The following is a 19153-nucleotide window of genomic DNA, read 5'->3' as shown; positions in this document are numbered from 1 at the left end:
AGTCTCCGGTCAAGCCGGAAAGGCCCGCCTCGCAAGAGGCGGGCCTTTCTTTTTTTCGCGCGCGCTTTGCGTTGTGCCGCCCACGCTTTGCGTTGATCCCGAGCCGCTGCTAGAATTTTGTCTTTACGTGAAGATACTTCACATTAAAACAACAGCCACTCGCCATGAATGACCTCGTCGATCTCGTGATTTCGCAGTGGGCCAAAGAGTGCCCGTCGCAAGACTTCTCCGCCATGTCGGTCGTTGCGCGTCTCTTCCGCCTGAATGCCTTCGCGGCCCGCAACGTCAACCGCACCTTTCGCCAATACAACCTGCACCAAGGCGAATTCGACGTGCTCGCCACGCTCTACCGCACCGGCGCCCCCCACGCCATGAATCCGCAAAAGCTTGTCGAAGCCCTGTTGCTCACGTCCGGCGCCATGACCAATCGCCTGGACAGACTGGAACAGGCCGGGCTGCTCGTGCGCAGCCCCAATCCCGAGGACCGGCGCGGCGTCATCGTGTCGCTCACCGCCGAAGGACTGCGCGTCATCAAGGTCGTGCTCAAGGACTATCTGGCCGATCTGAATGAATTTCTCGAACCGCTGTCGGCGGCCGAGCGCCGCCAATTGGCCGGTCTGCTGAAGAAACTGCTGCTCAAGCAGGACCAGGACACGCCCGGCAGCGTCGGTGCGTAACCCGAAGCGACCGCTCCATCTTCAATACCACTTGCGCTTCAGATCAGTGACTTCCCCCGAACAAACCACCCCGACCCTCACCGCCCCCATCATCCTCCTGATGTCGGTGGCGACCGGCCTGGCCGTCGCCAGCAACTATTACGCGCAGCCCCTCTTGCACACCATCGGCCAGCAGTTCTCGATTTCGAACGCCACGGCCGGCACGATCGTCACCACCGCGCAGCTCAGCTACGCCGTGGGGCTGATGCTGCTGGTGCCGCTGGGCGACATGTTCGAGCGCCGTTCGCTGATCGTGCTGATGAACCTGCTGTCGGCGGGCGGCCTGCTGATTTCCGCCTTCTCCACCAGCATCTCGATGCTCATCATCGGCACCGCGCTGACCGGCATGCTGTCAGTCGTCGCCCAGATCCTCGTGCCGTTCGCGGCCACGCTGGCGGCGCCCCACGAGCGCGGCAAGGCCGTGGGCACGGTCATGAGCGGGCTGCTGCTGGGCATCCTGCTGGCCCGCACCGCGGCGGGCGCGCTGGCCGACGTGGGCAGCTGGCGCACGGTGTATTGGGTCGCCGCCATCCTGATGCTGTGCATGTCCGCCGTCCTGTGGCGCGTATTGCCTCGCTACCAGAGCCCCACGGCAATGAGCTATCCGCAGCTGCTGGGCTCCATCCTGCGCATGTTCGTCGAGGAACCCCTGTTCCGCGCCCGGTCCCTCATCGGCGGGCTGCTGTTCGCCGCCTTCAGCATGCTGTGGACGCCGCTGACCTTCCTTCTGGCTGGCCCGCCCTATGAATACAGCAACACCACCATCGGCCTCTTCGGCCTGGCGGGCGCTGCCGGGGCCTACGCCGCCAACCGCTTCGGACGCCTCGCCGACCGCGGTCTGGGCAATCTCGCCACCCGAGTGGGTCTGCTGCTTCTGCTGGGCTCCTGGGGACTGATGGCCTTCGGGCAGGTGTCGGTGCTTGCTCTGCTGGCCGGCATCCTGGTGCAGGATCTGGCGATTCAGGGCGTACACGTCACCAACACCAGCTCCATCTACCGCCTGCGGCCCGAGGCGCGCAGCCGCCTGACCGCCGGTTACGTCACCTGCTACTTCATCGGCGGCGCGTCGGGTTCGCTGGTTTCGTCCTGGTTGTACGCCCATTTCGGCTGGCCCGCGGTGGTGATCGCGGGCGCCGTTCTGGCAACCCTCACGCTGGCTTATGGCGCGCTTGCGCCCAGTGCGCGCATCCCCGAAATGCCCTCGCCCCCTGCCAGCGCCTAGCACCTCCTATAATCAGGGGTTTTGACCGCCACCGCGCCCCGGCGCGATGGGGCGGCTCACCCCTTTTTTGCCACCGCGCACGAGCCCATGCAGGAACGCTACCTCCCCACTACCGTCGAAGCGGCCGCCCAACAAGACTGGCAGGCCCGCGACGTCTATCTGGTCCACGAACACGCCAAGAACCCCGACGGCTCCGAAAAGCCCAAGTTCTACGCCTGCTCCATGCTGCCCTATCCCAGCGGCAAGCTGCACATGGGCCACGTGCGCAACTACACCATCAACGACATGATGGCCCGCCAGCTGCGCATGCGCGGTTACAACGTGCTCATGCCCATGGGCTGGGACGCCTTCGGCATGCCGGCCGAAAACGCCGCCATCAAGTCCAAGGTGCCGCCCGCCAAGTGGACCTACGACAACATCGCCTACATGAAGAAGCAGATGAAGGCGATGGGTCTGGCGATCGACTGGACGCGCGAAATGTGCGCCTGCGATCCGCAGTACTACAAGTGGAACCAGTGGCTGTTCCTGAAGATGCTCGAAAAGGGCGTGGCCTACCGCAAGACCCAGGTCGTCAACTGGGATCCGGTCGACCAGACCGTGCTGGCCAACGAACAGGTCATCGACGGCCGCGGCTGGCGATCCGGCGCCCTCGTTGAAAAGCGCGAGATCCCCGGTTACTACCTGCGCATCACCGATTACGCCGACGAACTGCTGGGCGCCGTTCAGAACGACCTGCCCGGCTGGCCCGAGCGCGTGCGCCTGATGCAGGAAAACTGGATCGGCAAGTCCGAAGGCCTGCGCTTTGCCTTCCCGCACCAGATCGCCGGCCAGGACGGCCAGCTGATCCAGGACGGCAAGCTGTACGTCTTCACCACCCGCGCCGACACGATCATGGGCGTGACGTTCTGCGCCGTGGCGCCCGAACACCCGCTGGCCTCGCACGCGGCGGCCAACAATGCGCCGCTGGCCGCGTTCATCGAACAATGCAAGCTTGGCGGCACCACCGAGGCCGAAATGGCCACGCGTGAAAAAGAAGGCATGCCCACGGGCCTGTTCGTCACGCACCCCATCACGGGCGCGCAGGTCGAAGTCTGGGTCGGCAACTACGTGCTCATGACCTACGGCGACGGCGCCGTCATGGGCGTGCCGTCGCACGACGAGCGCGACTTCGCCTTCGCCAAGAAATACAACCTGCCCATCGTGCAGGTCGTGGACGTGCCCGGCAAGGACTACTCCACCGACGCCTGGCAGGAATGGTACGGCGACAAGCAATCGGGCCGCACCATCAATTCCGGCAAGTACGACGGCCTGTCCTACAAGGAAGCCGTGGACGCCATCGCGGCCGACCTCGGCGAAAAGGGCCTGGGCGAAAAGCAGACCACGTGGCGCCTGCGCGACTGGGGCATTTCGCGCCAGCGCTACTGGGGCACCCCGATCCCGATCATCCACTGCGAAGACTGCGGCCCGGTGCCGGTCCCGGAAAAGGACCTGCCCGTGGTCCTGCCCGACGACCTCATCCCCGATGGCAGCGGCAATCCGCTGGCCAAGAACGAGGCATTCCTGTCCTGCGCCTGCCCCAAGTGCGGCAAGCCCGCGCGCCGCGAAACGGACACAATGGACACGTTCGTGGACTCGTCCTGGTACTTCATGCGCTACACCTCGCCCGGCAACGACAACGCCATGGTCGACCAGCGCAATGACTACTGGATGCCGATGGACCAGTACATCGGCGGCATCGAGCACGCCGTGCTGCACCTGCTGTATGCGCGCTTCTGGACCAAGGTCATGCGCGACATGGGCCTGCTCAACTTCGACGAACCCTTCACCAAGCTGCTGTGCCAGGGCATGGTGCTGAACCACATCTACTCGCGCAAGACGCCCCAGGGCGGCATCGAGTATTTCTGGCCTGAAGACGTCGACAACGTCTACGACGATCGCGGCGCCATCGTCGGCGCCAAGCTGAAGTCGGACGGCTCGGCCATCAACTACGGCGGCGTGGGCACGATGTCCAAGTCCAAGAACAACGGCGTCGATCCGCAATCCCTGATCGACACGCTGGGCGCCGACACGGCCCGCCTGTTCGTCATGTTCGCCAGCCCGCCCGAGCAGACCCTCGAATGGTCCGACTCCGGCGTCGAAGGTTCCAACCGCTTCCTGCGCCGCCTCTGGTCCATCAGCTACGGCCATCGCGAAGCCATCGCCCGTGGCCTGGCCCAAGGTACGGACTGGACGCAGGCGCCCGCCGCCGTCAAGGATCTGCGCCGCGAGGTCTACGGATTGCTCAAGCAGGCCGACTACGACTACCAGCGCATCCAGTACAACACCGTCGTGTCCGCCTGCATGAAGATGCTGAACGCCATCGACGACGCCAAGCTGCCGGAAGGCGCCGAGGCCGACGCAGCCTATGCCGAAACCGTCGGCGTCCTGCTGCGCGTGCTGTACCCGGTCGTGCCGCACGTCACCTGGCACCTGTGGCAGGATCTGGGCTACGCCAAGGAACTGGGCGACCTGCTCGATGCGCCGTGGCCGCACGTGGACGAAGCCGCCCTCGTCGCCGACGAGATCGAACTGATGCTCCAGGTCAACGGCAAGCTGCGCGGCTCCATCCGCGTGGCCGCCAAGGCCCCCAAGGAAGACATCGAAAAACTGGCCGCCAGCCAGGAAGAGGTCGCCCGATTCCTGGAAGGCCGTCCGCCCAAGCGTGTCATCGTGGTTCCGGGCAAACTGGTCAACGTCGTAGGCTGATGAGGTCAAGCATGTACTTCGCCGGGCAACAATCGCAACTCTCCCGCCAATCCTGGCTGCTGCGCGGCGCCTGCCTGGCGCTGTTCATGCTGCTCACCGCCTGCGGTTTCGCGCTGCGCGGCGTGACCCCGATGCCGTTCGAACGCCTGTACGTGGGCATCCCCGATACCACCCAGTTCGGCGCGGACGTGCGCCGCGCGCTGCGCGCGGCCTCGCCCGACACCAAGCTGGTCGACACGCCCAAGGAAGCGCAGGCGATCCTCCAGCAGGTCAATGACTCGCGCACGCTGCGCGAGGTCTCGCTCAACGCTCAGGGCCGTGTGGAATCCTACGAACTCGGCATCAACTACACGTTCCGCCTGATCGACGCCCAGGGCCGCGCGCTGGTCCCGGACACGACGCTGTCCATCTACCGGGAAATGCCGTACGACGATCAGGTCGTGCAGGCCAAGCAGGGCCAGATCGACACCCTGTTCAAGGCCATGCAACGCGATCTGGTCTCGCGCGTGCTGCGCCGCATCACCGCGCCTGACGTGCACAAGGCATTCGAAGCCGCGCAGGAAGGCGACGACGAAAACACGCCGCTGTTCAACCCGAACGAACCGCAGCGGCCGCGCGTGCCCACCCCCTGGCAGACGCCGTCCGTCACCGACCCGACCAACGTCCGCTAGCCCATGGCACAGCCTCTGGACGCGGATCGGCTGGCCGAACACCTGCAGCGGCCCGGCAATCGGCTGGCGCCGCTGTACACGGTCTCCGGCGACGAACCGCTGCTGGTGACCGAAGCCGTCGACGCGTTGCGCGCTGCCGCGCGCAACGCCGGCTACACCGAGCGCCTGTCCATGGTGATGGACGCGCGAAGCGACTGGAGCGCGGTCCTTGCCGCCACCCAGAGCGTGTCGCTGTTCGGCGACCGCCGCATCCTTGAAATCAAGATCCCCACCGGCAAGCCGGGCAAATCCGGCGCCGACACCCTGACCAAGCTGGCCGAACAGGCCGAAAAGCAGCCCGAGGCCGATACGCTCGTCTTGATCGCCTTGCCGCGCCTGGACAAGGCCACCCGCGAAAGCCGCTGGATGCAAGCGCTGGTGCGCGCCGGCGTGGCCGTCGACATCGCCAACATCGAACGCGGCCGCCTGCCCGCCTGGGTCGGCATGCGCTTGGCGCGTCAGAACCAGCGCGCCGACAGCGCCACCCTGCAATGGATGGCGGACAAGGTCGAAGGCAATCTGCTGGCCGCCCACCAGGAAATCCAGAAGCTCGGTCTGCTCTACCCCGAGGGCCAGCTCGCCCCCGAGGACGTGGAGCGCGCCGTGCTGAACGTCGCCCGCTACGACGTCTTCGGCCTGCGCGACGCCATGCTGGCCGGCGACATCGGCCGCACCATCCGCATGATCGACGGCCTGCGCGCCGAAGGCGAAGCCCTGCCGCTGGTGCTGTGGGCGGTCGGCGAAGAAATCCGCCTGCTTGCCCGTATTGCCGAGGCGCGCTCGCTAGGACAGGACGCCAACGGCCTCATGCGCCGCCTGCGCATCTTCGGCGCCCACGAACGCTTGGCGCTGCAGGCCCTGAACCGGGTCCAGCCCGGCGTCTGGCCCGCCGCCGTGCAGCACGCCCACGAAGTCGACCGCCTCATCAAGGGCCTCTCGGTGCCCGGCCGCCTCTCGGATCCCTGGGAAGAAATGACCCGGCTGGCCCTGCGCGTGGCCGCCGCCGGCGGACGACCGTGAAGGCGGCCTCGCCGCCGCCTTTGCCTCGTCCCCCTTGCGCTCCCACACCCGGTCCCCAGACCGGATCTCGCCCGGCCCGACAGCCGGATATACACTGAATCTCCAGGCGGCGCCCGCGCCGCCCCATCACATGATCGACGCCGCCATGTCCTCGTCCTCCATCGAACAAGCCATGCTCACCCTGGGCGAAAACGCCCGCCGCGCCTCGCGCGCCATGATGCGCGCAGACAGCGCCGCAAAAAACCAGGCGCTGATCGCCATGGCCGACGCCCTGGCCGCCAGCCACGACGAACTGAAAGCCGCCAACGAAAAAGACGTGGCCGCTGCCCGCGCCAATGGGCTGGAACCCGCGCTGCTGGACCGCCTGACGCTGTCGGACAAGACGCTGGCGCACATGGCAGAAGGCCTGCGCCAGATCGCCGCGCTGCCCGATCCGATCGGCAGCCTCACCGCCACCACCGTCCGGCCAAATGGCATGCGCGTCGCCCAGATGCGCGTGCCATTAGGCGTGATCGGCATCATTTACGAATCGCGCCCCAACGTCACCATCGACGCCGCTGCCCTGTGCCTGAAGTCCGGCAATGCCGCCATCCTGCGTGGCGGCAGCGAGGCCCTGCACTCCAACGTGGCGCTCGGCCGCATCGTGCAAACGGGCCTGGCCGCCGCAGGCCTGCCGCAGGATGCGGTGCAGGTCGTCGCCACCGCCGACCGCGCGGCCGTGGGCGCGCTCATCACCATGACCGAACACATCGACGTGATCGTGCCGCGCGGCGGCAAAGGCCTCATCGCCCGCCTGTCCCAAGAGGCGCGCGTGCCGCTCATCAAGCACCTGGACGGCAACTGCCATATCTACATCGACGCCGCGGCGGATCCGGACAAGGCCCACGCCATCGCCCTGAACGCCAAGACCTACCGCTACGGCATCTGCGGCGCCATGGAGACGCTGCTGATCGACGCCGTGGCCGCCGTGTCCATCCTGCCCAGCCTGGCCGCCGCCTTCACCGAACACGGCGTGGAACTGCGGGGCTGCCCGCGCACACTGGCGCTGCTGCCCCACGCCACGCCCGCCACGGAAGAAGACTGGGCCACCGAATACCTGGCGCCCATCCTGGCCGTGCGCATCGTAGACACGCTGGACGACGCCATCGAACACATCGCACGCTACGGCTCGGGTCACACCGACGCGATCGTCACGCAAGACCTGTCGGCGGCGCAGCGCTTTCAGCGCGAGGTCGACTCCAGCTCGGTCTACGTCAACCTTCCGACATGCTTTGCGGACGGCTTCGAATACGGCCTGGGCGCCGAGATCGGCATCTCCACGAACCGTCTGCATGCGCGCGGCCCCGTGGGCCTGGAAGGCCTGACCACGCTCAAGTGGGTGCTGAACGGCGAAGGCCAGACCCGCGGCTGACAGCCCGGGCGCGCCCGCGCTCGTACTGACGCGGCCCTGAACACGGGGCCGCGCCAAGCCCTCTACAATAGGGCCAGCTTTTTTGCCTGAATTTGTCCATCCCACGCGGCCCGGCCGCGCATCGTTGAGATCCCCATGCATTCACCCGTCATGGCCATGGCCTTCAGCCTTTTCGTGCTCTGTTTCATCACCTGCACGATCAGCGGCATCGTGCTGTTCTTCGTCAAGACCAAGCAGGTCAATGCGGCGCTCAAGCACCCGTACCTGCAGCACCGGCCGTTCAAGCAGTTTCCGCTGGCGATCCAGGCCGCGATCATGCTGGATTACTTCTTCCGCCTGATGTTTCCGGGCACGCGCTTCTGGCTGATCGGCAACGCCAACGACCTGCTGTCCCACGTCGAACCCAAGAAGATCCCGCTCGCCCTGAAATGGCCGATCGTCGGTTTCTGGGGCTCGTGCTGGCTGGGTCTGATTGCCATGATCGTGTTGTGGATCATGCTGTTCCTAGGAGTCTGAACGCATGCAGATCAAGTTTGAAGACTATCCCGGCAGCGTCGATGCGGCGCGCTTCCTGATTGCCGCGCGCCAGTCGGGCATCGCCGGCCCGCGCCTGCCCGCCGAATGCCGCCCGCAGTCCTTGGGCCAGGCATTTGCGGTGCAGCAGCGCACGGCCGAACTGCTGCGCGAGACTCGCCAAGACAGCATCGCCGCCTGGAAAAGCGCGCTGCCGTCTCCGGAAAAAACCGTCGTGGCGCCCATCTACGCATCAGGCACGGCGGACGCCGCGGCCGGCCCCATCGCCGCCGGCAGCGACATCGTGCGCATTGAGCCCGAGATCGCATTTGAGCTTGCCCGCGACCTGCCGCCGCGCGACACGCCGTACACCGAAGCCGAGATCGACGCCGCGGTGGGCGGCGCCCGCCTGGCGCTGGAAGTCCTGGGCTGTCGCTACGCGTCCCCGGAACACGCTAGCCTGCCCGAACTGCTGGCGGACCACATGTTCAATCAGGGACTGGTGCTTGGCCCCCGCATCTCGTCGCCCGATGCGGCGCCGGGCTGCATGACCATCACGCTCAAGGTCGACGGCGTCGAAGTCGAGCAGCACGCCGGCATCCACCCCAACGATCGTCCCAAAGCCGGACTGTATTGGCTGGCCAACTTCCTGCGAGAGCAAGGTCTGGGTCTGACGGCCGGCCAGCATGTCATCACCGGATCGTACGCGGGATTCCTGGACGTCCCTGCGAACAAGGATGTCGAACTGACGTACGGTGACCTAGGCGTGCTGAAGGTGCGTTTCGGCGGCTGAACACGCACGCCGGAGGATGAGGCGGGGCCAGCCCTGGCGCAACCCACGATTCACTGCGACGGTCGCGGGTCACAGCTACCGGCCAAAAGCAAAGCCACGGTCACCGACCACCGCCCCCCGGCCCGTCGCCGTTGACGCTGTTATCGAAGCGCCGGCTCCGCGATGCCGACCGCCTCGCCGCCCGCCTCGATGATTTCACCGGCTGCCAGGCACAGGTCCTCTCGGAAGCGCCCCGCCACCACCTGCACACCCACCGGACTGGGCCCCGCGCTGCTCATCGCGCTGCCCATGGCCACGGACAGTCCGGGCAGGCCCATGAACGGCAGCCCGATCTGGGTCATCTGCGCGCGCCAGACCCGCGCGTAGGCCGCGTCGCCCTGCAGGTCGAGGTTGTCGGGGAACGGCAATTCGGCCGACACCGGCAGCAATAGCACCGGATACTCGGCAAAAAACACCTCCCACAGGCGCGTGAGCGTCGCACGGCGCGTCAACACCGCCGAAAAGCTTGTCAGATCGGCGCTTGCCGCCTTGTCGCGCTGCCCGGCCAGCGCCACCAACGCGCCTCGGTCGCCCTCTTTTTCCGCTGCCGCCACCATGGCGTCATAGCCGTCGGCCATCCACATGCGGATCTGCAGGTCGGCGGCCTCCTGCATCGGGGGTATCGCTTCCAGCGTATCGACCGTCCAGCCTGCTTCACTCAGCCGTCGCGCCGCTTCCTGCAATGCCTTCACGATGGCCGGATCGGTGTCCATGCCGTCGGGGTTCAAACACAGCGCGGCGCGCTTCGGCACTTCCGGGCCGGTCAGCGGCGCCGGCACCCACCACGGATCACGCGGATCCGGCGCGGCCAGCGCGGCCAGCCCCAACCGGATATCGGCAATGGTGCGCCCCAACGGACCCGACACCGCCGTGATCTGCCCGCCAATCGACCGCTCCGGCAGCGCGGCGTTATACGCCGCCACCCGGCCCAGCGACGGACGCAGGCCATGCACGCCGCACGCATACGCCGGATAACGGATCGAACCGGCGATGTCCGTGCCATGCGCCAGATGCCCGATGCCGGCCGCCACCGCAGACGCGGCGCCGCCGGACGAGCCGCCGGGCGTCAACGCCGGATTACGGGTATTGCGCGTATCGCCATGCAGCGCGTTGCCGGTAAACCAGCGCAGCGAAAACGCCGGCGTATTGGTCCTGCCCACGATCACCGCACCGGCGCGCCGCAAGTTGTCGACGACGGGACTGTTCCGTTCGGCGATCAGGTCCTTCTGCAGGCGCACGCCGTTGGTCGTGGCAAAGCCCGCCTGATCCACGTTGACCTTCACGGTGACGGGCACACCCGCCAGCAGGCCGGGATCTTCCCCGCGCGCGACCGCCGCGTCCACCTCTGCGGCCTGCGCCAGCACGTCCTCAGGCCGGTGATCCACCACCGCGTTGATCGCGGGATTGACGGCATCGAGCCGTTGCAGCGCGCTTTGCGCAGCCTGCACGGCGGACACCTCACGCTTGCGGACAAGGGTGGCAAGCTCAACTGCGGACAAACGCCAAAGATCGGACACGCGCGACTCCTGAAAATGTGGATTTTTCTGCGGGCCAGCAAACCTTAGCGCCAGTCTCGCCGCTCCACAACCCTCGGCTTGCCGCTAATTGCTCTCTTCGAAGACGTCGACAATCGCGTCCGCCACCGCCCTCACGCGCGCGGTGCGGTTCAGGTCGCCATGCATCACCAGCCACAGGTCATAGGCCTCGCTGCGGGCTGGCCAGATCCGCACCAGTTCGGGATGGTCCGGCGCCATGTGGGTCGGCAACTCGCCGATGCCCAGTCCCGCCACCACCGCGTCGATGATCATCAGCCCGGAATTCACCTCGACGCCGATGCGGCCGTTGCGGGTGGGCTCGCCGCATAGCGAGTCCGACCAGCCGGGCAGCACGGCCTGCTGATACGCGATCAAGGTGTGCCCCGCGAACGCGGTGCCGGGCCTGGGTTCACCATGCGCGGCCAGGTACGCCCGCGACGCGTACAACCCCACCTCCTTGCGCGCCAGATGGCGATGGATCAGGTCGGGGTTGTCGGGCTTGATGTTGCGGATGGCCAGATCGGCCTCGCGGCGCGTCAGATTGCTGATCTGAATGCCGGTGGACAGCACCACGCGGATATCCGGGTGCTCGGCATGGACCCGCTTGATGGCTTCCATGATGAAGTAGCGGGCCACGGTTTCCGAAGTCGCTACCCGGACAACGCCGGACAGTCGGTGATCCAGCCCCTGCATCTGGCGCTGAAGCTGGTCAGCCGCCTGCTCCATGCGCTCGGCGGCGGCAAAGGCCAGCTCGCCCGCCGCCGTCGGCACGTACCCGCCGGGCGTGCGCAGGAAAAGACGCGCGTCCAACGACGCTTCCAATGCGGCCAAACGCCGGCCGGCAGTGGCCTGGTCGATCTGCAGAACCGCCGCAGCGCCGCGCAGCGTCCCCACGCGGTGGATCGCCAGAAATATCCGTGCGTTATCCCAATCCATTTCAAGCCTTTGATGCAATTCTGCATGACTATAAAGCAGTAATTCGGCTTTTTTGCATCAAAGGAACCGCCTAAGCTTTGCCCTCTCCGCGCGTTGCGCCAACAGAAAGAAACTTGCCATGTCCTCCGCCTGCCGCCCCGTCATTTCAATGGACGTGCCGCCCGCTTCCTCCACGGGATGGGTGCCTTTGCTCACCCTGGCCGTCGGCTTCGTCATGGCCATGCTCGACGTGACGGTGGTCAATGTCGCAATCCCCAGCATCGCGCTCCAGTTCACCGTGCCGCTCACGGACCTCGTCTGGATCGTCGACGGCTACACCCTGACCTTCGCCGCGTTGCTTCTGGTTGCCGGCGCGCTGGCGGACCGCTATGGCGCCAAGACCCTCTACCTGACCGGGCTGGGCGTGTTCACCGCCGCGTCCCTGCTTTGCGGGCTGGCGCCGAACGCCGACATGCTGATCGCGGCGCGGATGCTGCAGGGCGTTGGCGCGGCGCTCTTCATGCCCAGCTCGCTCAGCCTGCTCACGCACGCCTATGCCGACGAAAACGTGCGCAACCGCATGCTGGCCGCATGGTCAGCCATTGTGGCCGTCGCTGGCGCATCCGGCCCGTTGCTTGGCGGCGCGCTCATCCACCAGTTCGGCTGGCGCAGCATCTTCCTCATCAACATCCCGCTGGGTCTGGCCGGCCTGTGGCTCGCCCGCCGCCACATCGCAACCGCGCCGCGGCGTCCCCGCGCGCTCAACCCCTTGAGCCACCTGCTCGGCGTCGTCGCGCTGTCTTCCCTGTGCTTCGTCCTGATCCAGGGCAACGCGTATGGCTGGACCTCCCCGTCGATCGCTGCCACGGCGCTGCTGAGCCTCTCCGCTACGGCGCTGCTCGTGCACCGCGAACGCCGGCACGCCCAGCCCATCATCCCGCGTGCGCTCTTCGCCACCCGTCAATTCGCCGCCGCCAACGGCGTGGGCTTTCTCATCAACCTCGCTTCATATGGCCAGTTGTTCCTGCTGAGCCTGTTCCTGCAACACGCGCGCGGCGCCGATGCGTTGCAGACGGGCATCGAACTCGTGCCGATGCTGGCGGTGTTCTCCATCGGCAATCTCATCTCGGGCCGCGTGTCGTCGCGGTGGAGCGTGTCGGCTTCGCTGCTGGGCGGCGTCACGCTCGCGGCGCTGATGAGCGCCATCGGCATCGCCACCTTTACACCCGGCGTCGCCTACTGGCCCTTCGCCGTTGTCGTCGCCCTGGCCAACCTGGGCGTTGGCATCGCCGTGCCTGCGATGACCAGCATCGTCATGCAGGTCTCCGGCAGCCAGCACGCTAACAGCGCGGCCGCAGCCCTTAATGCCAATCGCCAATCCGGCGCGTTGGTCGGCGTTGCAGTCATGGGCACCATCCTGCATCTCTTGCCGGACTGGCATGCCAGCCTGCCTGCGGCCTACAGCGTGATCACGGTCAGCTACGTCATCACCGTCGTGCTGACCGTGCGCTTCCTGCGCCGCGCCCGCAACGCCTGAGCGCACGGCGGTATCTTGCTTCAACCGCCCGCCAGAATCGCGACGCCGCGCCCAGCGTAGAACCTGTCGAAATCAGCCAGCGGCAGCTCCACATGCGCTTGCGATCCCGGCTCGCCCGACGGGTTGTGAAACCTCACAGACGTGGGCGTGGCGCGCGTCACCAGCACCAGATGTCCGCCTTTTTTCTGTGGTTCCCTGTCGGGCCATCGAATCCAGGGGTGGACCGACGCCATGAAGAAATCCGACTGCGCCATCAGACCCGGCAGGTCCGACGCGGGCAGATCGACGCACACCTGCGCATGCAAACCGAAAACGTCGGCGACATATCGCACGAACGGCGCATAGATCAGGCCCTTGATGTTTCCGTCCGCTTCCTCGATGTAGGCGCCATACGGCAAGCTGCCGCGGGCGAGCGCCAAAGTCGGATGGACGCGCCCCGTCCGTGTCGCCAACACCATCTTCAGACACGCCATTCCGCAGACATGGCCGGCCCAGCGCACATACTCGTCCAAATCTCGTGCGCCGGAATCGCGCCATGCGGGGTCGTGCGCCAGATCCAGCTCCTTGCGAATGATTTCGCCTGCCCGATGCGCAGACTCCCATTGGCAGAAATACGGAACGGTTTCGCGCGCGGGCGTCGGACTCATGCAAGGCTCCCGAGAGGTCGGAAAGCCCTTATGTTGCCGCCGCACTGCTCGCGTGGCAACGGCCCTTGCTTTGCTTCACAATGCAGCAAACACAACAAAGGAGACCTGCATGTCCAGCATTGCGCCGTCTAGTTCTGCTTCGTCCGGTTCTGTTTCGTCCGGTTCTGTTTCGTCCGGTTCTGTTTCGTCCGGTCCTGTTTCGTCCGGTTCTGTTTCGTCCGGTTCTGCTTCGTCCGGTCTTGCTTCGTCCAGCTCTGTCTCGCCCGGTCCTGTTTCGTCCAGTTCCAATCCATCCAGTTCTATTTCGTCCAGCCCCGGCCCAATCCGCCGCGTCGCCATCATCGGCGCCGGCACCATCGGCGCCAGTTGGGCCGCGTTGTTTCTCGCGCACGGACTGGAAGTCGTCGTCAGCGACCCCGGCCCGCATGCACAGGCCCAGACCCTTGCCCGCGTGCAGGCGGCATGGCCGGTCCTGGCCGAGCTCGGCCACGTGCGCCCCGGCGCCACCGCCGACGCGTTGCGCTTCGACCCCGACCTGCAAACCGCCCTGGCTGGCGTCGACTTCGTCCAGGAAAACGCGCCCGAGCGCGAAGATTTCAAAACCGACCTCTTCGCCCGCATCGACGCCATCCTGCCCCCGCACGTCATCGTCGCCTCCAGTTCGTCCGGCCTCATCATGAGCCGTCTGCAATCGCGCTGCCGCCATCCCCAGCGTTTCGTGATCGGCCACCCCTTCAATCCGCCCCACCTCATCCCGCTGGTCGAAGTCGTCGGCGGCGATCAGACTTCCGTCGACACCATTGACCGCGCTATCGACTTCTACCGCAGCATGGGCAAACACCCCATCCGGCTGAACAAGGAAGTCCCGGGCCACATCGCCAACCGCCTGCAAGCCGCCCTATGGCGAGAGGCCATCCACCTGGCCGCCGAAAACGTCGCCAGCGTCGCGGACATCGACGCCGCCGTCTCCCAAGGGCCCGGCCTGCGCTGGGCCCTTTTCGGCCCACACATGACGTTCAACCTGGGCGGCGGCGAAGGCGGCCTCGCCCACTTCATGCACCACTTGCTAGGCCCCGTGCAGACCTGGTGGGATGACCTCGGCACCCCCGAGGTCACGCCAGCACTGCAACAACGCTTGATAGAAGGCGTCAACGCCGAGGCCGGCCACCAAAGCATCGCAGACCTCGTCGAAGCCCGCGACGCGCAACTCACTGCGTTGATCAAGGTGTTGCGCCGGTGAGACCCTCGGAAAGGGACGCCGGGGAGTTCAGTTCGGCGGCGCTAACATCGGGGAGTTCCGACATCGAACGTCGGCAGCCAAAGCCAATCCAAGCGCCGCACGGCGGGGCCATTGAGGGTGCGCCGCGATTTATGTACGAAGCCGATATTGGAAAATCTTGCTCAAACTTCATGCGCAAGGGGCTGGCGCGCTTTTGCGCCGGCATGCTTTTCCGCCGGCATGCTTTTCCGCCGGCATGCTTTTCCACCGACATGCTTTGCCACCGACATGCTTTTCCACCGGCAAGCTTCTCCACCGGCGACGCTATTCCTCAGGCGACGCCTCTCCACCAGCGACGCTTTGCGCAGGTCCGAAACTTGCTCCGCTTTTAAGTGCCTGATCGCGAGACGGGTGCCTGGTCGTGAGACGGGGATCGGCTCTCGGCAAGAAGTGCATTCTCTATCCGACCGTCTTCGTCACCAACGAAGGAGTTTTCTCGAATGATTTCCGTAATTCACGACACCGACCGTTCCCGCTTCACCGCCACTGTCGACGGCGTACTCTGCGTCCTGGACTATCAGCTCGAAAACGGCGCCATGGCCATCACGCACACGGGCGTGCCCAGTGCGGTCGGCGGCCGCGGCATCGCCGCCGAACTGACCCGCCAGGCACTGTTCACCGCGCGCGAAAACGGCTGGAAGGTCCGCCCCTACTGCTCCTACGCCGACGCCTACATCCGCCGACATCCCGAATACACTGACCTGTTGGCGTGATCCCCTCTCGCAAGACAACTTACTTCAACTACCCCGCCGTGCCGAAGCAACCAAGCCTCACCAAAACGCCTTGCCCCTGCGGCAGTCCTCGTTCCTACGCCGACTGCTGCGGCCGCTGGCACGACGGCCCGCAATCGCTTCAAGCCCCCACTGCCGAAGCCCTCATGCGCTCGCGATACAGCGCCTTCGTGCTGGACAAGCTGCCCTACCTGCTGGCCACTTGGCATCCCACCACGCGCCCCGCGTCACTCGAGTCCAATTCGCCCGGTTTGAAATGGCTTGGCCTGCAGATCAAGGCCGCAGCCGACCAGGACGCCGAACACGCCACCGTCGAATTCGTAGCCAGAAGCCGCCTGGACGGCCGCGCCAGCCGTATGCACGAGACCAGCCGCTTCGTGCGCGAGAACGGACAATGGTTCTACCTCGACGGCGACGTGCGCTGATCCTAGCGCAGCCAATTGCCAGCGTTAAGACGCGCCCGGTGCCAAGTCCCCGTCAATGGCCTGCTTCAGCGCATCCAGCAGATCGATCCCGACGGCGCCAAGCCCGCGCGCGTCGCCCACGATCGCCAGCTCGGTCGGCGGCACATCGGCAAATCCGTCTGCAGCGGCCAGTTCAACGTGCGTCTCCAGCCGTGCCGAGATCGGCAACAGACTTATCCCCAACCCCGCCGCGACCGCTGCCTGCACGCCGGCCAGACTATGGCTGTGGTACGCGATATGCCACGGCTGCCCCGCGCTTTCCAGCGCATAGATCATCCGCTTGCGATACACACATCCCTGCGGAAATAGGACCAACGGCACCACCGCTGCCTTCTCATTGCGCTGTCGACCGCCCACCCACACCAGGCGTTCCGGCCATGCCGCAAGGCAAGGACCATCGCCAGGCTCCCGCTTGACCAGCGCCAGCTCCAGCTCGCCGGCCGCCAGCCCGGCGCGAAGATCCGAGCTCATGCCGCTAAGCGTTTCCAACCGCACCTGCGCGTGGCGCGCGGCAAATTCCGCCAGCAGCACCGTCAACCGCGACACATCGAAGTCCTCCGGCACACCCAGCCGTATCACCCGCGCGGTCCGCGGCGCCGACAACACGTGCTCCGCCTCCCCTGCGATCGCCAGCAAGCGTCGCGCATAGGCCAACATCAGCTCGCCGTCCTCGGTCGCCGACACATTGCCGCCGGCACGGTCCCGAAGCAGCAACGTCTTGCCCACGCTCTGCTCAAGCTTGCGCACCTGCTGACTGACGGTCGATTGCGTGCGATGCACCCGGCTGGCGGCACGGGTGAAACTGCCTTCGTCCACGACGCAGACCAGCGTCTTCAATAGTTCAAGATCCAGCATCCGGTTCAACTCGTATTGGACAGCGCCCGCCATGACCTTCACACAGGATAGGCTTATTTAGCAATCAACTGAGTGCGCAATTTTTATTAATTTTACAACTGCGCCACCAGAATCTTACGCTGTAGATTCCACCATTGCTGAAGGAACCGACATGCCCCTCGATCACACTCGACCCCAATGGCTCACCTTTGACTGCTACGGCACGCTCATTCAATGGGACGAAGGCCTGCAGGCCGCAGTGGCAAAGATCCTCGAGGCCCACCCCGGGTCCACGCCACGGCCCTCCGCTGCGCAGTTCCTGCATGAATACGACGATCACGAGCACCGCCTCGAGCGCACCCCGCCCTACCGCAACTTCGCTGACGTAACCCGCGAATCGTTGCGGCTCACCATGGCGCATTTTGGCCTTCCGTACCGGCCCGAAGACGCAACGATGCTCACGAGCAGCATCTCCCGCATGCCACCGTTTCCCGAAGTCGTCGACATGCTCGTCAAGCTCAAGCAAGCCGGTTTCCGCCTTTGCATCATTTCCAACACGGACGACGACATCATCGCCGGCAACGTCGCCCAACTGGGCGGCCATATCGACCGCGTCATCACGGCCGAGCAGGCCCACGCCTACAAACCGTCACGCGCCATCTTCGCTCACGCCCATCAAGCGCTGGGGGTCACCCCAGCAGACGTCGTGCACATCTGCGCCAGCCCACACCTGGACCTCGTCGCGGCCCGGGACATCGGCTTCCGATGCATCTGGATCGACCGCGGCACCGGCCGCAAGCCCTTGCCTGACTACCGCCCTGAAGCTACCGTAGCAACTCTGGATCGTGTGCCTGACCTGTTCCGCGACGCCGGCTGGCTCTGATCCCCCTCTCATCTTTTTTTGAAGGTTGCCATGAACCAGGAACCCGGTTTCGCCGACGCTCTCTTCCATGCCGATCCCGTAACCGCCCTGCGCACGGATCTGGCGCTGGCACTACGTGCGGCGGCAGCTCACGGCTTGGGCGAAGGCGTCTGCAACCACTTCAGCGTCGCGTTGCCCGGCGACCCCGATCATTTCCTTCTCAACCCTCGAGGCCTGATGTGGAACGAGGTCCAGGCGGAAGACATCGTGCTCGTCGACGCGTATGGCAACAAACTCGCCGGCCGGCACGAGGTTGAACCGACAGCCATGTTCATCCACGCTGCGATCCATCGCATCGCGGGCAAGGCCTGTGTGCTGCACACCCACATGCCCTACGCCACCGCGCTCACCCTTACTTCCGATCGCGGCCTGGACACCACCCTGTCCCAAAACGCCATGCGCTTCCATGGCCGGCTTGCCATCGACGCGGAATACAACGGACTCGCGTTGGACGTGACCGAAGGCGAACGCATCGCCCACGCCATGCAGGGCGCCGACATCGTCTTTTTGGGCAATCATGGCGTCGTCGTCTGCGGGGAACGACTCGATTACGCGTACGACGACCTCTTCTTCCTCGAACGCGCCTGTACCGCGCAAGTCCTTGCGCAATCCACCGGGCGTCCGCTCGAACCCGTCAACGCGGAAATCGCAGCGAAGGTCGCCGCACAGATTCAAAGCGAACGCCTGCAGTCCGAGCTGTTCTTCGAAGCCCTGCGCCGCCAGCTCCCCTAACCTCGAAAACATCGAACCCAAACAAAAACCCCTCGCGGCGCCAGCCGCGAGGGGTTTCTTAATTAAAGCGATATACCAAGGAGGTTTTGAGGCCAGCAGCGCATAGCCGCGCCCCGCGCCGACGTATTAGCGCTCCGCGCCCAACCTGCTTCTGTTGTCAGGCAAAGGCACCGCTCGCCACGCGCCGCCGATGCAGCTGGGCACTTCTTATCCCGACGCCACAAAGACAAAACCCCGCAGGGGATACCTGCGGGGTTTTGAGCAATAAAAGCCTGACGATGACCTACTTTCACAGACGTCCGTCCACTATCATCGGCGCAAAGGCGTTTCACTGTCCTGTTCGGGATGGGAAGGAGTGGTACCACCTTGCTATGGTCGTCAGGCGTAA

At 65.5% G+C, this 19153-nt stretch carries 19 protein-coding genes and 1 rRNA gene; 14 read left to right on the top strand and 6 right to left on the bottom strand.

Annotation, left to right across the window (positions count from 1 at the left end; genetic code table 11):
- The first annotated feature begins 164 nt into the window (after positions 1-164).
- From KW836_RS18410 to KW836_RS18375, 8 genes are all read left to right on the top strand, one after another.
- Complete coding sequence (locus KW836_RS18410; protein ID WP_175125202.1) at positions 165-677, top strand: MarR family winged helix-turn-helix transcriptional regulator; 513 nt, start codon at positions 165-167, stop codon at positions 675-677.
- Between the two features lie 100 nt (positions 678-777).
- Positions 778-1938, top strand: a complete 1161-nt coding sequence (locus KW836_RS18405) for an MFS transporter (RefSeq protein WP_191578798.1) — start codon at positions 778-780, stop codon at positions 1936-1938.
- A gap of 87 nt (positions 1939-2025) precedes the next feature.
- Complete coding sequence (gene leuS, locus KW836_RS18400) at positions 2026-4683, top strand: leucine--tRNA ligase (RefSeq protein WP_175125201.1); 2658 nt, start codon at positions 2026-2028, stop codon at positions 4681-4683.
- Between the two features lie 11 nt (positions 4684-4694).
- A complete protein-coding gene (lptE, locus tag KW836_RS18395; RefSeq protein ID WP_175125200.1) occupies positions 4695-5354 on the top strand; it encodes an LPS assembly lipoprotein LptE in 660 nt (219 codons plus the stop codon).
- 3 nt (positions 5355-5357) lie between these two features.
- Positions 5358-6413 (top strand): DNA polymerase III subunit delta, encoded by a 1056-nt coding sequence (gene holA, locus KW836_RS18390; protein ID WP_218344333.1) that lies wholly within the window; start codon positions 5358-5360, stop codon positions 6411-6413.
- A 130-nt stretch (positions 6414-6543) separates the two neighbouring features.
- Positions 6544-7824: a glutamate-5-semialdehyde dehydrogenase gene (locus KW836_RS18385; RefSeq protein WP_218344332.1), complete on the top strand. Its 1281-nt coding sequence runs from the start codon at positions 6544-6546 to the stop codon at positions 7822-7824.
- Between the two features lie 135 nt (positions 7825-7959).
- On the top strand, positions 7960-8340 hold the full coding sequence (locus KW836_RS18380) for a hypothetical protein (RefSeq protein ID WP_175185805.1): 381 nt from the start codon (positions 7960-7962) through the stop codon (positions 8338-8340).
- Positions 8341-8344: 4 nt separating this feature from the next.
- The gene (locus tag KW836_RS18375) at positions 8345-9130 is read left to right on the top strand and encodes a 2-keto-4-pentenoate hydratase (RefSeq protein ID WP_218344331.1); all 786 of its coding nucleotides are present in this window, start codon (positions 8345-8347) and stop codon (positions 9128-9130) included.
- A gap of 140 nt (positions 9131-9270) precedes the next feature.
- Here the strand turns inward: KW836_RS18375 and KW836_RS18370 are convergent, their stop codons facing one another.
- Together KW836_RS18370 and KW836_RS18365 are read right to left on the bottom strand one after the other, a co-directional pair.
- Positions 9271-10686 (bottom strand): amidase family protein, encoded by a 1416-nt coding sequence (locus KW836_RS18370; protein WP_218344330.1) that lies wholly within the window; start codon positions 10684-10686, stop codon positions 9271-9273.
- A gap of 84 nt (positions 10687-10770) precedes the next feature.
- Positions 10771-11640: a LysR family transcriptional regulator gene (locus KW836_RS18365; protein WP_218344329.1), complete on the bottom strand. Its 870-nt coding sequence runs from the start codon at positions 11638-11640 to the stop codon at positions 10771-10773.
- A 118-nt stretch (positions 11641-11758) separates the two neighbouring features.
- On the opposite strand from KW836_RS18365, the gene KW836_RS18360 reads away from it, so the two are divergent.
- Positions 11759-13156, top strand: coding sequence for an MFS transporter (locus KW836_RS18360; RefSeq protein WP_218344328.1), 1398 nt, complete (start codon positions 11759-11761; stop codon positions 13154-13156).
- A gap of 20 nt (positions 13157-13176) precedes the next feature.
- Here the strand turns inward: KW836_RS18360 and KW836_RS18355 are convergent, their stop codons facing one another.
- Both KW836_RS18355 and KW836_RS18350 read right to left on the bottom strand, forming a co-directional pair.
- Positions 13177-13803, bottom strand: coding sequence for a hypothetical protein (locus KW836_RS18355; protein ID WP_218344327.1), 627 nt, complete (start codon positions 13801-13803; stop codon positions 13177-13179).
- A gap of 75 nt (positions 13804-13878) precedes the next feature.
- A complete protein-coding gene (locus tag KW836_RS18350; RefSeq protein ID WP_218344801.1) occupies positions 13879-14145 on the bottom strand; it encodes a hypothetical protein in 267 nt (88 codons plus the stop codon).
- Here KW836_RS18350 and KW836_RS18345 point away from each other — a divergent pair.
- The 3 genes from KW836_RS18345 to KW836_RS18335 all read left to right on the top strand — a co-directional run bounded on the left by KW836_RS18345 (position 14105) and on the right by KW836_RS18335 (position 16238).
- On the top strand, positions 14105-15043 hold the full coding sequence (locus KW836_RS18345) for a 3-hydroxyacyl-CoA dehydrogenase NAD-binding domain-containing protein (protein ID WP_218344768.1): 939 nt from the start codon (positions 14105-14107) through the stop codon (positions 15041-15043). The two genes, KW836_RS18350 and KW836_RS18345, sit on opposite strands and share 41 nt — an antisense overlap.
- Positions 15044-15522: 479 nt before the next feature.
- Positions 15523-15795: a GNAT family N-acetyltransferase gene (locus tag KW836_RS18340; protein WP_218344326.1), complete on the top strand. Its 273-nt coding sequence runs from the start codon at positions 15523-15525 to the stop codon at positions 15793-15795.
- A 38-nt stretch (positions 15796-15833) separates the two neighbouring features.
- A complete protein-coding gene (locus KW836_RS18335; protein ID WP_218344767.1) occupies positions 15834-16238 on the top strand; it encodes a YchJ family metal-binding protein in 405 nt (134 codons plus the stop codon).
- A 24-nt stretch (positions 16239-16262) separates the two neighbouring features.
- Here the strand turns inward: KW836_RS18335 and KW836_RS18330 are convergent, their stop codons facing one another.
- Positions 16263-17132, bottom strand: coding sequence for a LysR substrate-binding domain-containing protein (locus KW836_RS18330; protein ID WP_218344325.1), 870 nt, complete (start codon positions 17130-17132; stop codon positions 16263-16265).
- Positions 17133-17283: 151 nt separating this feature from the next.
- Between KW836_RS18330 and KW836_RS18325 the strand changes: the two genes are divergently transcribed.
- Positions 17284-17994, top strand: coding sequence for a haloacid dehalogenase type II (locus tag KW836_RS18325; RefSeq protein WP_218344324.1), 711 nt, complete (start codon positions 17284-17286; stop codon positions 17992-17994).
- Between the two features lie 30 nt (positions 17995-18024).
- Entirely contained in the window at positions 18025-18765 is a 741-nt protein-coding gene (locus KW836_RS18320) for an aldolase (RefSeq protein ID WP_175125186.1), read from the top strand.
- Positions 18766-19035: 270 nt separating this feature from the next.
- Here KW836_RS18320 and rrf read toward each other — a convergent pair.
- A 5S ribosomal RNA gene (gene rrf / locus KW836_RS18315) occupies positions 19036-19148 on the bottom strand.
- Between the last annotated feature and the right edge of the window lie 5 nt (positions 19149-19153).

Source organism: Achromobacter sp. ACM05 (genome assembly GCF_019218915.1).
GTDB classification, from domain to species: domain Bacteria; phylum Pseudomonadota; class Gammaproteobacteria; order Burkholderiales; family Burkholderiaceae_B; genus Achromobacter; species Achromobacter animicus.
Note: the sequence above shows the minus strand (reverse complement) of the source record. Positions and strands in the feature narration are given on the sequence as shown.